General features: G+C 60.7%; 14 protein-coding genes and 1 tRNA gene. All 15 read right to left on the bottom strand.

Features of this window, described 5'->3' with window-relative positions:
- On the bottom strand, positions 1-120 hold a 120-nt coding region (locus tag LSG43_RS16380; RefSeq protein WP_231806229.1), incomplete at its 3' end, for a GTP-binding protein.
- A 56-nt stretch (positions 121-176) separates the two neighbouring features.
- Positions 177-2,267, bottom strand: a complete 2,091-nt coding sequence (gene fusA / locus LSG43_RS16375) for an elongation factor G (protein ID WP_231806227.1) — start codon at positions 2,265-2,267, stop codon at positions 177-179.
- Positions 2,268-2,279: 12 nt separating this feature from the next.
- Positions 2,280-2,750, bottom strand: coding sequence for a 30S ribosomal protein S7 (rpsG, locus tag LSG43_RS16370; protein WP_231806225.1), 471 nt, complete (start codon positions 2,748-2,750; stop codon positions 2,280-2,282).
- A gap of 14 nt (positions 2,751-2,764) precedes the next feature.
- On the bottom strand, positions 2,765-3,136 hold the full coding sequence (gene rpsL, locus LSG43_RS16365; protein ID WP_041528652.1) for a 30S ribosomal protein S12: 372 nt from the start codon (positions 3,134-3,136) through the stop codon (positions 2,765-2,767).
- 414 nt (positions 3,137-3,550) lie between these two features.
- On the bottom strand, positions 3,551-4,867 hold the full coding sequence (locus tag LSG43_RS16360) for an esterase-like activity of phytase family protein (RefSeq protein ID WP_231806223.1): 1,317 nt from the start codon (positions 4,865-4,867) through the stop codon (positions 3,551-3,553).
- A 165-nt stretch (positions 4,868-5,032) separates the two neighbouring features.
- Positions 5,033-9,241 (bottom strand): DNA-directed RNA polymerase subunit beta', encoded by a 4,209-nt coding sequence (rpoC, locus tag LSG43_RS16355; RefSeq protein ID WP_231806221.1) that lies wholly within the window; start codon positions 9,239-9,241, stop codon positions 5,033-5,035.
- 89 nt (positions 9,242-9,330) lie between these two features.
- Complete coding sequence (gene rpoB, locus LSG43_RS16350) at positions 9,331-13,473, bottom strand: DNA-directed RNA polymerase subunit beta (protein WP_231806219.1); 4,143 nt, start codon at positions 13,471-13,473, stop codon at positions 9,331-9,333.
- Between the two features lie 243 nt (positions 13,474-13,716).
- A complete protein-coding gene (gene rplL, locus LSG43_RS16345; RefSeq protein WP_231806217.1) occupies positions 13,717-14,097 on the bottom strand; it encodes a 50S ribosomal protein L7/L12 in 381 nt (126 codons plus the stop codon).
- A gap of 66 nt (positions 14,098-14,163) precedes the next feature.
- Positions 14,164-14,682, bottom strand: coding sequence for a 50S ribosomal protein L10 (gene rplJ, locus LSG43_RS16340; RefSeq protein ID WP_231806215.1), 519 nt, complete (start codon positions 14,680-14,682; stop codon positions 14,164-14,166).
- Positions 14,683-15,026: 344 nt separating this feature from the next.
- Entirely contained in the window at positions 15,027-15,722 is a 696-nt protein-coding gene (gene rplA, locus LSG43_RS16335) for a 50S ribosomal protein L1 (protein ID WP_231806213.1), read from the bottom strand.
- Positions 15,723-15,727: 5 nt separating this feature from the next.
- Positions 15,728-16,156, bottom strand: a complete 429-nt coding sequence (rplK, locus tag LSG43_RS16330; protein WP_231806211.1) for a 50S ribosomal protein L11 — start codon at positions 16,154-16,156, stop codon at positions 15,728-15,730.
- A 132-nt stretch (positions 16,157-16,288) separates the two neighbouring features.
- Positions 16,289-16,819 (bottom strand): transcription termination/antitermination protein NusG, encoded by a 531-nt coding sequence (gene nusG / locus LSG43_RS16325; RefSeq protein ID WP_231806209.1) that lies wholly within the window; start codon positions 16,817-16,819, stop codon positions 16,289-16,291.
- 35 nt (positions 16,820-16,854) lie between these two features.
- Positions 16,855-17,049, bottom strand: coding sequence for a preprotein translocase subunit SecE (secE, locus tag LSG43_RS16320; RefSeq protein WP_231806207.1), 195 nt, complete (start codon positions 17,047-17,049; stop codon positions 16,855-16,857).
- Between the two features lie 243 nt (positions 17,050-17,292).
- A tRNA-Trp gene (locus LSG43_RS16315) sits at positions 17,293-17,368 on the bottom strand.
- A 123-nt stretch (positions 17,369-17,491) separates the two neighbouring features.
- On the bottom strand, positions 17,492-17,715 hold a 224-nt coding region (locus LSG43_RS16310; RefSeq protein WP_500797060.1), incomplete at its 5' end, for an EF-Tu C-terminal domain-related protein.

The raw sequence follows: 17,715 nt of genomic DNA, 5'->3' as shown, positions 1-17,715 counted from the left end.
CCCGGTCTCCGCCAGAACCTTCGTGATCGCCGCTGTCAGGCTCGTCTTGCCATGGTCAACGTGACCAATCGTGCCAATGTTGCAGTGCGGCTTGTTACGTGAAAACTTTTCCTTGCCCATCACATATCTCCGTATTCAGTCAGCGCAGCGGCTGCTGGTATTTCCGTGTTTCAAACTCAGGCGTATTTGGCCTGGACTTCGTCAGCAACCGCCTGCGGCACCTGCTCATAGTGGTCGAAGAACATGGTGTACTGTGCGCGGCCCTGGCTCATCGAGCGCAGAGCGTTAACATAGCCGAACATGTTCGCGAGCGGCACGTAAGCATTGACGACCTGGGCGATACCCCGGGCCTCGGTGCCCTGGATCTGCCCACGGCGGGAATTGAGATCGCCGATCACGTCTCCCATGTATTCCTCAGGGGTCGTGACTTCGACCTTCATCATCGGTTCAAGCAGCTTCGCGCCAGCCTTCTGCAGGCCTTCACGGAACGCAGCACGCGCCGCAATTTCGAACGCGAGCACCGACGAGTCCACGTCGTGATAGGCACCGTCGATAAGGGTCGCCTTGACGTCCACGATCGGGAACCCGGCAAGAATACCCGCGCCCATCACGGACTCGAGCCCCTTGGACACGCCGGGGATGTATTCCTTCGGAACCGCGCCACCCACGATCTTGCTTTCGAATGTGAAGCCGGCGCCCGGCTCGTTCGGCTCGATGACAAGCTTGACGCGCGCGAACTGGCCCGAACCACCCGACTGCTTCTTGTGGGTATAGTCGATTTCGGCGGCCTTGGTGATCGTCTCGCGGTACGCCACCTGCGGCTGGCCGATATTGGCCTCGACCTTGAACTCGCGCTTCATGCGGTCGACGATGATGTCGAGGTGCAGTTCACCCATGCCCGAGATGATCGTCTGGCCGCTTTCCTCGTCCGACTTGACGCGGAAGGAAGGATCCTCAGCAGCCAGACGCTGCAGGGCGAGACCCATCTTTTCCTGGTCGGCCTTGGATTTCGGCTCGACGGCAATATCAATAACCGGCTCTGGGAAAATCATGCGCTCGAGGATCACCGGCGAAGACGGCACGCAGAGCGTGTCGCCCGTCGTGGTATCCTTGAGACCGACGATCGCCACGATGTCACCAGCATAAGCCTCGGTGATCTGCTCACGCGAGTTCGAGTGCATCTGGAACATACGGCCGACGCGCTCGCGCTTGTCCTTGACCGTATTCTGCAGCTGCGCGCCGGCTTCGAGCACACCCGAATAGATGCGGCAGAACGTCAGCGAACCCATGTGCGGGTCGTTGGCGATCTTGAACGCCAGCATCGAGAGCGGCTCGCCGTCATCTGCATGACGCTCGATCGGCTCTTCGGTCTTGGCATCGATACCGCGGATGGCCTCGATGTCGTTGGGGGCCGGCAGGAAGTCCACGACGGCGTCGAGCAGCGGCTGAACGCCCTTGTTCTTGAAAGCCGAACCGCAGAGCACGCCGAAAAAGTCGTTGCGGATGATGCCCTTGCGCAGCAGCTTCCGGATCGTGTCGTTATCCGGCATTTCGCCTTCGAGATAGGCTTCCATCGCAGCTTCGTCGACTTCGACGGCAGCTTCGATCATCTGCTCGCGATATTCCTCGGCCCGGGCCTGGAGATCTTCAGGGATCTCAACGACATCCCAGGATGCGCCGAGCTGCTCGCCGTTCCAGACATGCGCCTTCATTTCGATGAGATCGACGACGCCGGCGAACTCGTTCTCAGCGCCGATCGGCAGCTGCAGAACGACAGCCTTGGCACCAAGGCGGGTCCCGATCATTTCCACCGAGCGGTAGAAGTCGGCACCGATCTTGTCCATCTTGTTCACGAAGATCAGGCGCGGAACGTTGTACTTGTCGGCCTGGCGCCAAACGGTTTCCGTCTGCGGCTCGACACCGGCATTGGCATCAAGCAGAGCAACCGCCCCGTCGAGCACGCGCAGCGAGCGCTCGACTTCAATCGTGAAGTCCACGTGGCCCGGAGTGTCGATGATGTTGAAACGGCGCTTCTTGCCGTCACGGCCCTGCCAGAACGTCGTCGTGGCAGCGGACGTGATGGTGATGCCGCGTTCCTGCTCCTGCTCCATCCAGTCCATGGTCGCGGCGCCGTCGTGGACTTCGCCGATCTTGTGGCTCTTGCCGGTATAGAACAGGATGCGCTCGGTCGTGGTTGTCTTACCGGCATCGATGTGCGCCATGATGCCGAAATTGCGGTAGTCTTCGAGCTTGTATTCGCGAGCCATTTTCGTTCGTCCTTACCAGCGGTAATGCGAGAACGCGCGGTTGGCATCAGCCATGCGGTGCGTGTCTTCGCGTTTCTTGACGGCCTGGCCGCGCCCGTTGAGCGCATCCATCAGCTCGCCCGAGAGGCGCCCGACCATGGTCGTCTCGCCACGCTTGCGGGCAGCATCGATCAGCCAGCGAATAGCCAGTGCCTGTTGACGCTCTGAGCGGACCTCGACAGGCACCTGGTAGGTGGCACCACCGACGCGGCGCGAACGCACTTCGACGGCCGGACGAATGTTGTCCAGCGCGCCATGGAACACCTGAATCGGGTCCTGCTTGGTGCGCTCTTCGATAACGTCGAACGCGCCATAGACGATGCTCTCGGCGGCAGACTTCTTGCCGTCCTTCATGAGCGAATTCATAAATTTGGAAACGATGAGATCACCGAACTTGGGATCGGGGTGAATCTCACGCTTCTCTGCACGATGCCGACGGGACATAGATCAGCTTCTCCTTACTTCGGCCGCTTCGCGCCGTACTTCGACCGGCGCTGCTTGCGATCCTTAACGCTCTGGGTATCCAGAACGCCGCGCAGCACGTGATAGCGCACGCCGGGAAGGTCACGCACACGGCCGCCGCGGATGAGAACAACGGAGTGTTCCTGCAGATTGTGGCCCTCACCCGGGATATAGGTGATGACTTCACGCTGGTTGACCAGACGCACCTTGGCGACACGGCGAAGCGCGGAGTTCGGCTTCTTCGGGGTCGTCGTATAGACGCGGGTGCAAACGCCACGCTTCTGCGGGTTCGCCTCCATCGCCGGAACCTTGTTCCGCTTCGGCTTCGCCTGCCGGGGCTTGCGGATCAACTGATTAATGGTCGGCATATCGCTCGAACCCTCTTTCATCCGTACCAAACAAATCGTTCATGACGCAAAACAAGCGAGCAGCGCCCGCCCTGCTCCAGCTTAAAGGAACCGGCGGCGCCAAGAATGCAGAGGATCACCTCCCCACCGGGAAGCAATCATGCGCCCAAGACTTGTTGCGTCTAACTACCCGACAGTGTGTTTGACCGCCTCGAATGAGAAGCCTTGGACGCTTCAAATTCCGCTGGCAAGCCACGACCGACCGTTTAGGTAGGGCGGGTCATACAGGCCGGATTCGGAGTCGTCAAGGCCCTGCGCCGCAAAAAGGCGCGCTAGCGGGCTTCACGGCTCCGATGCGCCCCTCGCATGGGTGTCTGCGAGCATGCAGAAAGGGGCCCGAAGGCCCCTTCCCGTTCATCTATATATAGTGGTGCCTTATTCCGCCGCAAGAAAGTCCGCGACCTCGAGCAGTATGAACTCGTTGTCGTCGGCGCGACCGAGTTCCCGGCCGGCCGAACCGGGATAGTTATTGTCGTTCGCCACAACGATAGTGGTCTCGTCGACCCGGTCCACATCCTCGATCGTTACGAACGGAAAGTTGAACCGCCCCTCGATCGTCCCGCGCGGCGCGATACCGTCGGGGTCCTGGATGTCCATCAGATCAATGTAGCCGATCTTCTCAAGCACGCCATTCTCATCGGCTCGCTCGAGATCGACAAGGTAGATGCGCTTGAACTGCGCCGGTTCGTCGAAGCCCTCCACCCGGGGATCGCCCTGCCGGCCATCGCGCTCGATGATCAACGCCCGCGTGCCCCCGATGATGTTGAAATCGCCGATCGCGTGCGAGGCATCTTCGAGCGGATAATAGCGAACTGAATCGCCCCAGGTCCCGCTGGCGGTATCGAACTCGAAAATCCGCAGTACGGGCGTGCCGTCGATTGTCTCCGAAGCGCCTTCCTCGGGCATCCAGATTGGCTTTTCGAGCATGGGGTAAAGCGTTGTCCCGTCTTCGTCGAGTGCCATGCCCTCATAGCCACCCGAACTGAAGGTGCGCACGTCGTCTGGCAGCGTGCCCCCCGGATTGGGCGTTCTAACAAAGAAATTGTCGGGCGCACGCAGCAATTCCCCGCCGGGCTCCGTAGCAAAGACCTGCTGAACGACGCCATCGCCGTCCACCTCGAATAGCCAGGGGCCGAACTCATCCCCGATCCAATAGTGCTCACCGACCGGCTGGATCGACTCCAGGTCAAAGTCCGCTCCCGTGAGATAGCGGCTCTCGCTGTGTTCGTTGGTGATTGGGAACGGAACAACACGATTGGGGTCGGAAAGAAACACCGTCTCCTCGATCGCGACACGGCCGGTTTCCCAGTCGGGCTTGAGAATGTTGAACATCAGCATGGCGTCCGATGAGTTCGCCTTAGAGCCGAACCCGTTGTCGGTCAGGACGAGAAACCGATCCTCGCCCAGGGACCGGATACCCGAAAAGCCCTGCAGCGGCTGGCCGGGGAACGGTCGTGCCAGCCCCGTGCTGCCGGTTACGACGTCATAGAGCGTTTCGGTGCGCGGACCGGCCGCAAACCGCCCCGAAACATTGAGACTGGCTGGTGCGTCGGACGGCGGCGCGAGAAACGTTTGCGCCGGAATTTGCGCATGTGACACGAGCCGCGCATCGAACTGCGGAACGTCCTGCGCCTGTGCGGTCGCCGCTGCCGCGAGAAAGGAAACGACTGAGAAAAGGGTATGTCGGGTCATGGAGTGCCTCCTGACAATCAAAGATTGCAACGGGCACAGAACTAACCGGGCACGGTGACAGGGACTTTACCCTTGTTTGACGGATCGATGTCGCGATTTTGAAAACCGTATCAAAAAGAAAGGGGGCCGGCTGGCCCCCTTCCCTTGTCGTTTGTTGGTTCGATCCTATTCGGATGGCGTATCCGCAGGCTCCGCCGGGCTCATGGCCTCCGGAGCCGGAATCGCAACCGTTTCGGCCTGGCGGCGGCGTTCTTCGAGGATCAGATCGTCGCGCTTGGTCGAGATCTGACGGACCGAGGAGATCCGCGCGCCGGTACCCGCCGGAATCAGCCGGCCGACGATGACGTTTTCCTTGAGCCCTTCGAGTACGTCCGCCTTGCCCGAGACCGCCGCCTCGGTGAGAACGCGCGTGGTCTCCTGGAACGACGCCGCCGAGATGAACGAACGGGTCTGCAGCGAGGCCTTGGTAATCCCGAGGAGAACCGGAACGGCTTCCGCAGGCTTCTTGCCATCGGCCACAAGTTGTTCGTTGAGCTCGTCGAGGTCGATCCTGTCGATCTGCTCTTCCTTGAGGAGACCGCTTTCGCCCGGATCGGTGATCTCGACCTTCTGCAGCATCTGGCGAACGATCACCTCGATGTGCTTGTCGTTGATCAACACGCCCTGCAGCCGATAGACCTCCTGGATCTCGTTGACGAGGTACTTGGCCAGTTCCTCGACACCCTTGATCGCAAGAATGTCGTGCGGGGCCGGGTTGCCGTCGAGGATGTACTCGCCACGCTCGATCTGGTCGCCTTCCTGAAGGTGGAAGGGCTTGCCCTTCGGGATCAGGTATTCGACAGGCTCGACGCTCTCGTCATTAGGCTCGATCACGATGCGGCGCTTGTTCTTGTAGTCGCGGCCGAACCGGACCGTGCCATCGATCTCCGCGATGATGGCGTGATCCTTGGGCCGGCGAGCCTCGAACAGTTCCGCAACACGCGGCAGACCACCGGTGATGTCCTTGGTCTTGGCGCTTTCGAGCGGAATACGGGCAAGAACGTCACCCGTAGCCACACGGGTCCCCGGCTCGACGGCGATAACCGCGTCCACGCTCATCAGGTACCGGGCATCCGTGCCGCGATCGGACTTGAGGACTTGCCCCGCTGCCCCGATGGCGATCGCCGGACGCAGCCCGTCACCGCGCTGGCTGGACCGCCAGTCGATGACCAGACGCTTGGTGAAGCCGGTCGTCTCGTCCGTGGTTTCCGCAACAGAGGCGCCGTCCACGAGATCTTCGAAGATGACCTCGCCCTCGACTTCCGAGAGCACGGGACGCGTGTACGGATCCCACTCGGCGATACGCTGGCCGCGCTTGACCTGCTCGCCTTCCTTGGCCAGCAGACGGGCCCCATAGGCGATCTTGTGGACAGACCGCTCCTTGCCGTCGGCATCTTCGATGACGATGGCGACGTTGCGGCCCATGACCACGATATGCCCGTCCGAGTTGGTCGCGATCGACTTGTTGCGGAACGCGATCTTACCCTCGGCGCCGGCCTCGAGATACGAGTTGTCGACCACCTGCGCCGTACCGCCGATGTGGAACGTGCGCATGGTGAGCTGCGTGCCCGGCTCGCCGATGGACTGCGCGGCGATGACGCCGACGGATTCGCCCATATTGACCGGCGTACCGCGCGCCAGGTCGCGGCCGTAGCACTTGGCACAGGTCCCCTGACGGACCTCGCAGGTGAGCGGCGAGCGGATGCGCACCGACTGCACCTTGGCAGCCTCGATGGTCTCGACGTCACGCTCGTCCATAAGCGTGCCCTTCTTGACGATGATCTCGTCCGTCCCAGGAGCAACGACGTCGTCAGCCGCGACGCGGCCAAGGATACGCTGGCCGAGCGAAGCAACCACCTGACCGGAGTCGATGATCGCCTCCATGGTCAGCCCATCCTCGGTACCGCAATCGTCCTCGGTGATGATGGCGTCCTGCGCCACGTCCACGAGACGACGGGTCAGGTAACCCGAATTCGCGGTCTTGAGCGCGGTGTCGGCCAACCCCTTACGGGCACCGTGGGTCGAGTTGAAGTACTCGAGAACCGTCAGACCTTCCTTGAAGTTCGAGATCACCGGGGTCTCGATGATTTCGCCCGAGGGTTTGGCCATCAGGCCGCGCATGCCCGCGAGCTGCTTCATCTGGGCGATCGAGCCACGAGCGCCCGAATGGCTCATCATATAGACCGAGTTGATCTGCTTGGACCGCCCGGCGTCATCCTTCTCGACGGCCGAGATGCGCTTCATCATCTCGTCGGCGACTTTGTCGCCGCATTTGGCCCAGGCGTCGACGACCTTGTTGTACTTTTCGCCGTGAGTGATCAGGCCGTCATTGTACTGCTGCTCGAATTCCTCGACCTGCTTGCGGGTATCCCCCACGATTTTGGCCTTGGAATCCGGGATCACCATGTCGTCCTTACCGAACGAGATGCCCGCACGGCAGGCCTGCTTGAACCCGAGATCCATGATCTTGTCGCAGAAGATGACGGTCTCTTTCTGGCCGCAGGCGCGATAAACCGTGTCGATGACCTTGGAGATCATCTTCTTGGTCATGAGCTGGTTGACCGTTTCGAACGGCACGTTGTCGGGCAGAACCCGGCCCAACATCATCCGGCCCGGCGTCGTTTCCACGATCTGGGTCGTCTTGTTGCCGTCCGCATCGAGCGCACGCACGCGGCCCTTGATCTTGGAGTGCAGCGTGATGACCTTGTTCTCGAGCGCGTGCTCGATCTCGTTCATCGAACCGAATGCCATGCCCTCGCCCGGCTCGCCCTCGGCGATGATCGAGAGATAGTAAAGACCCAGGACGATGTCCTGGCTCGGCACGATGATCGGCTGACCGTTTGCAGGATGCAGGATGTTGTTGGTCGACATCATCAGCACGCGGGCTTCGAGCTGCGCTTCAAGCGACAGCGGCACGTGAACGGCCATCTGGTCACCGTCGAAGTCGGCGTTGAATGCCGCGCAGACGAGCGGATGAAGCTGAATGGCCTTGCCTTCGATGAGCATGGGCTCGAACGCCTGGATGCCCAGGCGGTGAAGCGTCGGCGCACGGTTCAAAAGAACCGGATGCTCGCGGATCACCTCGTCGAGGATATCCCAGACTTCCGGCTTCTCCTTTTCGACCAGCTTTTTCGCCTGCTTGACGGTCGAGCTCAGCCCCTTCGCGTCCAGCCGCGAATAAATGAAGGGCTTGAACAATTCGAGCGCCATCTTCTTGGGCAGACCGCACTGATGCAGCTTGAGCTCCGGCCCGACGGTGATCACCGAACGGCCCGAATAGTCGACGCGCTTGCCAAGGAGGTTCTGGCGGAACCGGCCCTGCTTGCCCTTGAGCATGTCGGAAAGCGACTTCAACGGACGCTTGTTCGCACCGGTAATCGTGCGGCCACGGCGGCCATTGTCAAAGAGCGCATCAACGGCTTCCTGGAGCATGCGCTTTTCGTTGCGGATGATGATATCCGGCGCGCGCAGCTCGATCAGACGCTTCAGACGATTGTTACGATTGATGACGCGGCGATAGAGGTCGTTGAGGTCCGACGTCGCAAACCGGCCGCCGTCGAGCGGCACCAGCGGGCGCAATTCGGGCGGAATGACCGGAATGACCGTCATGATCATCCATTCGGGCTTGTTGCCCGAAACGATGAACTGTTCGACGATCTTCAAGCGCTTGGCGAGCTTTTTGGGCTTAAGTTCCGTCGTCGACTCGGCAATTTCCACCCGCAGGTCGGCAGCGAGCTTCTCGAGATCGAGCGCGGCCAGCATCTCGCGTACCGCTTCGGCGCCGATCATCGCGGTGAACGCATCCGGACCGTACTGGTCCTGTGCGTCCATATACTCTTCTTCCGTGATGAGCTGATGCTGCGTGAACGGGGTGAGCCCCGGTTCGATCACCACATAGTTCTCGAAATAGAGGATGCGCTCGACATCCTTCAAGGTCATGTCGAGAAGCTGCGAAATGCGGCTCGGCAGCGATTTCAGGAACCAGATGTGCGCAACCGGCGCAGCCAGTTCGATATGGCCCATGCGCTCACGGCGAACGCGCGAAAGCGTAACTTCGACGCCGCACTTCTCGCAGATGACGCCCTTGAACTTCATGCGCTTGTACTTGCCGCAAAGGCACTCGTAGTCCTTCACAGGGCCGAAGATGCGCGCGCAGAACAGGCCGTCACGCTCGGGCTTGAACGTGCGGTAGTTGATGGTCTCGGGCTTCTTGATCTCGCCGTACGACCACGACAGGATTTTCTCGGGGCTCGCGATATTGATCTTGATCTGATCGAAAGTCGGTGCGCTCGCCTGCGAGTTGAACGGATCCATGACGTGCTGATGATGATTCATCTGTCTCTCCTTGGTGCCTTCGCGGTGCTGCTGATTGGTCTCAGCGCACCGCTCGGGCAAAAAAGTCAGTTCGGCTCAAACGCGGCGGATTATTCCGCCGCGTCCGCAGGAGGCGCGAGTTCCGGATCGCCACCGGCCTCGTCATTGTCGGGCTCGATATCTGTGAGCTCGACGTTGAGACCAAGCGACCGGATTTCCTTGACGAGAACGTTAAAGCTCTCGGGAATACCCGCCTCGAAGGTATCGTCGCCACGGACGATCGCTTCGTAGACCTTGGTCCGGCCGGCGACGTCGTCCGACTTGACCGTGAGCATTTCCTGCAAGGTGTAGGCGGCGCCATAGGCTTCGAGCGCCCACACCTCCATTTCACCGAACCGCTGTCCGCCGAACTGCGCCTTGCCGCCCAGCGGCTGCTGGGTAACGAGGCTGTAGGGGCCGATCGAACGGGCGTGGATCTTGTCGTCCACAAGGTGGTGCAGCTTGAGCATGTAGATATACCCGACCGTCACCTTGCGGTCGAAAGCCTCGCCGGTCCGCCCGTCAAAGAGCGTGGATTGACCCGAGCCATCGAGACCCGCCGCTTCGAGCATCTCGACGATGTCGTGTTCCTTGGCACCGTCGAACACCGGCGTGGCGATCGAGACACCCTTGGAAATCTGCTGCCCGAGGCGCACGAGCCCGTCGTCATCGAGGTCGCCCACGAACTCGTCTCCTTCGTAAAGGGCCGAGATCTCCTTCTTGAGCGGCGTGATGTCCTTAGTCTCGCGGTAGGCCTCCATCATCTTGTCGATCTTGTGGCCCATGCCGCGAGCAGCCCACCCCAGGTGGGTCTCGAGGATCTGTCCGACGTTCATGCGCGAAGGCACGCCCAGCGGATTGAGGACGATATCGACATGCGTACCGTCTTCGAGGAACGGCATATCCTCGACCGGCATGATGCGCGAAACCACGCCCTTGTTGCCGTGACGGCCGGCCATCTTGTCGCCCGACTGCATCTTGCGCTTGGTCGCCACGAAGACCTTGACCATCTTCATCACGCCCGGCGGAAGTTCGTCACCGCGCTGGAGCTTGTCCACCTTGTCGATGAAACGCTGTTCGAGCAGCTTGCGGCTCTCGTCATACTGCGCCTGCAGAGCCTCGATCTCGGTCATCAGCTTGTCGTCCTCGACGGCAAACTGCCACCACTTGGATCGCGGATGCGCATCGAAAATCGAGTCGTTGAGCTTGGTTCCGGCGACATAGCCCTTCGGGCCAGACGTCGCGGCCTTGCCGAACAGCATTTCCTTCAATCGCGCATAGACGTTGCGGTCGAGGATCGACTGCTCGTCGTCGCGGTCCTTGGCCAGCCGCTCGATTTCCTCGCGCTCGATCGCCATCGCGCGCTCGTCCTTGTCGATACCGTGGCGGTTGAACACCCGGACCTCGACGACGATGCCGGCATCGCCCGGCGGAATGCGCAGCGACGTGTCGCGCACGTCGGACGCCTTCTCGCCGAAGATCGCCCGCAAGAGCTTTTCTTCCGGCGTCATGGGCGATTCACCCTTGGGGGTGATCTTGCCCACCAGAATGTCGCCCGCCTGCACTTCGGCGCCGATATGGACGATACCGGCTTCGTCGAGGTTCTTGAGCGCTTCTTCGGAGACGTTCGGAATGTCGCGGGTGATTTCCTCGGGGCCGAGCTTGGTGTCGCGGGCCATCACCTCATATTCCTCGATATGGATCGAGGTGAAGACGTCGTCCTGAACGATCCGCTCGGACAGAAGGATCGAGTCTTCGAAATTGTACCCGTTCCAGGGCATGAACGCGACGAGCACGTTCCGGCCAAGGGCAAGGTCGCCCAGATCGGTCGACGGGCCGTCGGCGATGATATCGCCGGCCTGCACGTGATCGCCTACATTTACCAGTGGACGCTGGTTGATGCAGGTCGACTGGTTCGACCGCTGGAACTTCATGAGGTTGTAGATATCGACGCCCGACTTCGAGGAATCGGTTTCTTCGGTCGCGCGGACAACGACACGCGTGGCGTCCACCTGATCGACGATACCCGTCCGGCGCGCCGCGATCGCAGCGCCCGAGTCGCGGGCAACCACCGGCTCCATGCCCGTGCCCACGAACGGAGCCTCCGCACGCAGAAGCGGAACCGCCTGACGCTGCATGTTCGAACCCATCAGAGCGCGGTTGGCGTCGTCGTTCTCGAGGAACGGAATGAGCGCCGCGGCAACCGAAACCACCTGCTTGGGCGAGACGTCCATAAGGTCGACCTGCTCGCGCGGGGTCAGCGACGGCTCGCCGGCGTGACGCGCAACGACCATCTCGTTGACGAATTCGCCCTTCTCGTTGACGTTGGCATTGGCCTGCGCAACGTAGTGCTTGGCCTCTTCCATCGCCGAGAGATAGACGACCTCGTCGGTCACCTTCCCATCCACGACCTTACGGTACGGCGCTTCGATGAAGCCGTACTTGTTGACGCGCGCGAACGTGGCCAGCGAGTTGATCAGACCGATGTTGGGGCCTTCCGGCGTCTCGATCGGGCAGATACGGCCATAGTGCGTCACGTGCACGTCGCGGACTTCGAAGCCGGCGCGCTCACGGGTGAGACCGCCCGGGCCAAGCGCCGAGAGACGACGCTTGTGAGTGATTTCCGAGAGCGGGTTGGTCTGGTCCATGAACTGGGAAAGCTGCGAGGAGCCGAAGAACTCGCGCACCGCGGCGGCAGCCGGCTTGGCGTTGATGAGGTCCTGCGGCATCACCGTGTCGATCTCGACCGAGCTCATGCGCTCCTTGATCGCGCGCTCCATGCGCAGGAGGCCGAGGCGATAATGGTTTTCCATCAATTCGCCGACCGAACGCACCCGGCGGTTGCCGAGGTTGTCGATATCGTCGATGTCGCCTTTGCCGTCACGCAGCTGAACCAGTGTGCGCACGACTTCGACGATGTCTTCCTTGCGCAGAACGCGCACGGTGTCCTCGACATCGAGATCCAGACGCATGTTCATCTTCACGCGCCCGACCGACGAGAGGTCGTAGCGTTCCGCGTCGAAGAACAGCGAATTGAACATCGCTTCGGCGGTCTCGATGGTGGGCGGTTCGCCCGGGCGCATCACCCGGTAGATGTCGAACAGCGCATCCTCGCGCGACTCGTTCTTGTCGACCGCCAGCGTGTTGCGGATATAGGCACCCACATTGACATGGTCGATATCGAGCACCGGCAGCTCGGTGAACCCCTTGTCGACGAGCGTCGTAAGCACCTTCTCGTCGATCTCGTCGCCGGCCTCGGCAAAGATCTCGCCATTGGTGAGATCGACGATGTCCTGCGCGAGATATGTGCCGTAAAGGTCCTCGTCGGTCGCCAGAAGGTGCGTAACGCCCTTTTCGACGATCTTCTTGGCCGCGCGCGCCGTCAGACGGGTACCGCCCTGATGCACGACGTCACCGGTGTCGGCGTCGATCAGGTCGAAGACCGGCTTGGTGCCTTTCATGGACTCCGCATCGAACGGCTTGCGCCAGCCCTTCTCACCCTTAGTGTAGGTCAGCACGTCATAATAGGTAGCCAGGATCTCTTCGGCATCGAGCCCCAGCGCCTTCAGAAGCGAGGTGACCGGGATCTTGCGGCGGCGGTCGATGCGCGCATAGACGATGTCCTTGGCGTCGAATTCGATGTCGAGCCAGGAACCGCGATAAGGAATGATGCGCGCGGCAAACAGCAGCTTGCCCGAGGAATGGGTCTTGCCCTTGTCATGGTCGAAGAAGACGCCCGGCGAACGGTGCATCTGCGAAACGATCACGCGCTCGGTACCGTTGACGATAAAGGTGCCGTTCGACGTCATGAAGGGCATGTCGCCCATATAGACGTCCTGCTCCTTGATGTCCTTGACCGATCGGGCGCCGGTATCTTCGTCCACCTCGAAAACGATCAGCCGCAGCGTCACCTTGAGCGGCGCGGCGAACGTCATGTCGCGCTGACGACACTCTTCGACGTCGTATTTGGGCTGTTCGAATTCGTAGCGCACGAATTCGAGCGAGGCCGTGTTGGAGAAATCCGTGATCGGGAAGACCGACTTGAAGACCGACTGCAGGCCTTCGTCGCCGCGCCCGCCTTCGGGCTCATGGACCATCAGGAACTGGTCGTACGACGCCTTCTGAACCTCAATGAGGTTCGGCATCTCCGTCACTTCCCGAATGGACCCGAAAGACTTGCGCACCTTGCGGCGGCCGTTGAACGTGGTAGCCATACCCGTACCTCTTTCCATCAATGTCTTTCGGGCAACTGTTCGAAAGACCGACAATCAGCCGTCGGCCTTCAGAACAAGTGCCCGTCCATGTGGTGCACTCTCGACTAAAGTCGGGAACACAACCGATATATACTGCGTCATCCGCAACCTCCGCCCTGCCCCGATGGGGTGGCGTCTGTCCGAAAACGCCGGACAGGAACGGGATGACCGAATGCCGGCCATCCCGCAAATCGCAGGGCGAACTTACTTGAGTTCGACCTTGGCGCCGGCAGCTTCGAGCTTCGTCTTGAGCTCTTCGGCTTCGGCCTTGGCAACACCTTCCTTGACGGGCTTCGGAGCGCCTTCGACGAGGTCTTTGGCTTCCTTCAGGCCCAGGCCGGTAATGCCACGGACTTCCTTGATGACGTTGATCTTCTGAGCACCGGCATCGGTGAGGATCACGTCAAATTCGTCCTTTTCTTCAGCCGGGGCAGCACCGCCGGCGGCGCCGCCGGCAGCAGCCGCAACCGCGACAGGAGCGGCGGCGGAAACGCCCCACTTTTCTTCAAGCATCTTGGAGAGCTCGGAAGCCTCCAGGACGGTCAGTGCAGACAGCTCGTCAACGAGCTTTTCAAGATCAGCCATTTGATCAGCCTTTTCTAAAGTCTAGGTTTCAGTTTGAACCGTGGAACAGGTCACAAGGAACGCGTCTTACGCGGCGTTGCCCTTTTCCGAATAAGCGGAGATAACCCGGGCGACCTGGCCGCCGGGCGCCTGCAGGACGGACGCGATCTTGGCCGCGGGCTGCGTGAGCATGCCGGCGATCTTGGCGCGCAGTTCGTCCAGAGACGGGAGATCGGCCAGCGCCTTGACGCCATCGGCGTCGAGTTCGGTCGAGCCCATCGCGCCGCCGAGGATTTTGAACTTGTCGTTCTTGTCCGCGAACGTCTTGGCCACTTTCGGGGCCGTGATGGGATCTTCCGAATAGGCGAGAACCGTCGGACCCGTCAGATAGGCCGAGATATCCGCAATATCGGAGTCTTTAAGAGCGAGCTTGGCGAGGCGGTTCTTGGCGACCTTCACCTGTCCACCGGCCGACTTCATCTGCTTGCGCAGAGTCTCGAATTCGGCGACCGACAGACCGGCATAGTGAGCGACGACGACAGCGCCCGAACTGGCGAAAGCCTGCTGGAGCGAGGCGACGGCCTCTACTTTTTCCGCTCTATCCACTGCTACTCTCCACGTTTAGCCCAGCCCTCATGGGCCGGACCGTTTGCTTAAAACCGATCTGCCCGGGAGCAGTTCGGCGGTTGCAATGCCTGTAAACCGACATAAGCGGGATACCCCATCTGATGTCAGTCCGGTTCAAACCAAAACGAGCTCCGGCGTCTGCCAAAAAATCTCGTCCGGATTAAACCCCATCTATTGGTGGCCTCCGGGAGCACCCCGGCGATTAGGAAAGCCAGCCGGCCTTCACCACACAGTCTCGGACAGGACTTTACCGGAAACCGGGAAAACCGCTTTCCGGTATTCCGGGCGGCCGGAACCGCCCGAAAATCTTTCGGCTTCAGTTCCTAGTTCAGAACCGAAGACGGATCGACATGCACGCCCGCGCCCATCGTCGAAGAAACGGCGACGCGCTTGACGTAAGTACCTTTGGCGCCCGAAGGCTTCGCCTTGTTGACCGCATCGGCCAGCGCCTTGATGTTTTCGACAAGGTCCGCTTCCGTGAACGACGCCTTGCCGACACCGGCGTGGATGATACCAGCCTTCTCGACGCGGAACTCGACCGCACCGCCCTTGGCGGCCTTGACCGCGCTGGTCACGTCCGGCGTGACGGTTCCGACCTTCGGGTTCGGCATCAGGTTGCGCGGGCCAAGGATCTTACCCAGGCGCCCAACCAGCGGCATCATGTCCGGGGTCGCGATGCAGCGATCGAAATTGATGTTGCCCTTCTGGATCTCTTCGGCGAGATCGTCGGCACCAACAATGTCCGCTCCGGCGGCCTTGGCTTCCTCGGCCTTGGCGTCCTTGGCGAACACGGCGACGCGAACGGTCTTGCCGGTACCCTTGGGCAGATTGACGACGCCGCGGACCATCTGGTCGGCGTGGCGCGGGTCAACGCCCAGGTTCATCGCAATTTCGATGGTCTCGTCGAACTTGGCGGTCGCGCGCTCCTTGACGAGCTTGACAGCCTCGTCGATGGCGTAAGCCTTCTTGCGGTCGATGCCTTCGCGAATGGCCTTGGTGCGTTTTGCAATCTTCGTCATGGCAATCAACCTTCGATCTGCAGACCCATGGACCGGGCGGAACCCGCGACCATGCTCATGGCGGCCTCGACCGTATCGGCATTGAGGTCGTTCATCTTCTTTTCGGCGATTTCGCGCAGCTGAGCCTGGGTCAGCTTGCCGGCGCTGTCATGCCCGGGCTTTTTGGAGCCGGACTTGAGGTTGATCGCCTTCTTGATGAAATAGGTCACCGGCGGCAGCTTCATCTCGAAAGTGAAGCTCTTGTCGGCGAACGCGGTGATCACGACCGGGATCGGAGCACCCTTCTCCATTTCCTGCGTGGCGGCATTGAACGCCTTGCAGAATTCCATGATGTTGAGGCCGCGCTGACCGAGTGCCGGGCCGATCGGGGGCGACGGGGTCGCCGAGCCGGCTGGCACTTGCAGCTTGATATAACCAGCAATTTTCTTTGCCATTTCCGTTCCTTTCAACAGGCCGCCAAAGCGGCCATTCGGTGACGTTGTGGTCCGAAGGTTTTACCGGCGGATGGCAACCGCCGCCCTCTCCCACATCGAAACGCCCCGATAAAAACCGGGGACTTAAACGGCTCAGACCTTCTCGACCTGACCGTATTCCAGCTCGACCGGTGTCGGCCGGCCGAAAATCGAAACCTCGACCTTGAGCCGTGCGCGCTCTTCGTCGACTTCCTCAACGACGCCCGAAAAGCTCGCGAACGGCCCATCGGACACCCGCACGTTCTCGCCCACCTCGAAAGAAACCGAGGGCTTGGGCCGGTCGACGCCTTCCTGCACCTGCTGCAGGATGGCCATCGCTTCACGCTCGGAGATCGGCTGCGGCTTGTTGTCCGCGCCCAGAAACCCGGTAACCTTCGGCGTATTCTTGATCAGGTGGAACGTCTCGTCGGTCAGTTCCATCTTGACCAGAACATAGCCGGGGAAAAACTTGCGCTCGGCATCGACCTTTCGGCCGCGCCGCACTTCCGTCACCTTTTCGGTCGGCACAAGCACGTCGTCGAACAAATGCTCGAGACCACCCGACGCAACCTTTTCCTTTATAGACTCCGCAACCTTCCGCTCGAAATTCGAGTATGCCTGCACGATGTACCAACGCTTGGCCATATTATACTTTCCGCTCCGCGTTTATGCCGGCCCACTCAGCCGATTGACAGGATCAACCCGACGAAAAAGGCGATGACCTGATCAGCCGCCAGGAAAAAAAGGCTCGCGAGCGTCACCATCACCAGAACCATCCCCGTGGAGATGAGGGTCTCGTTCCGGGTCGGCCAAACGACCTTGGCGACCTCCGAGCGCACCTGCTGAAAAAACGTAAACGGATTAGTCCGGGCCATAAAGTGCTCGATACCTGGCTTGTTTTCTGGGAGTTAGGTCCATACGCAATCGCCGCGCGAGTCGCTTCGCACGGCAAGAGAGGGGCCTATGTAACGCCTGAGAAGGTACAAGGCAAGTCCTTGCCGCATGTTTTTCGCAAACAGGCTGCGGTTTTCCCAACTCGACCGTAAGGCATCTGGAGGCCTGATCGGCACGGGCGAATCGATCCAATCAAGACCGACCCTGGGCTCTTGCCTGTAAACTGGCAGGGGCGGAGGGACTCGAACCCCCGGCCCTCGGTTTTGGAGACCGATGCTCTACCAACTGAGCTACACCCCTAGAACCAGTGGGGCATGATCTAATCGGAAAGCCCTCAAGGTGCAAGCCTTGTTCGCCGCCATCAAAAAGAAAAAGGGCGCCCCACGGGCCGCCCTTTAAAATCATGGTCTTTGCGACTGTCGGCTACTCGACAATCTTAGAGACGACGCCGGCGCCGACGGTACGGCCGCCTTCGCGGATGGCGAAGCGGAGCTTCTCTTCCATCGCGATCGGCACGATCAGCTCGACGTTCATCTCCACATTGTCGCCCGGCATAACCATCTCGACGCCTTCCTTCAGCGTCACAACACCGGTCACGTCCGTCGTCCGGAAGTAGAACTGCGGACGGTAGTTGGTGAAGAACGGCG

It is taken from the genome of Pelagibacterium xiamenense (assembly GCF_021166475.1).
In the GTDB taxonomy this organism is placed as follows: Bacteria; Pseudomonadota; Alphaproteobacteria; order Rhizobiales; family Devosiaceae; genus Pelagibacterium; species Pelagibacterium xiamenense.
The sequence above is the reverse complement of the archived record's forward strand: the minus strand, read 5'-3'. Positions and strand labels throughout refer to the sequence as shown.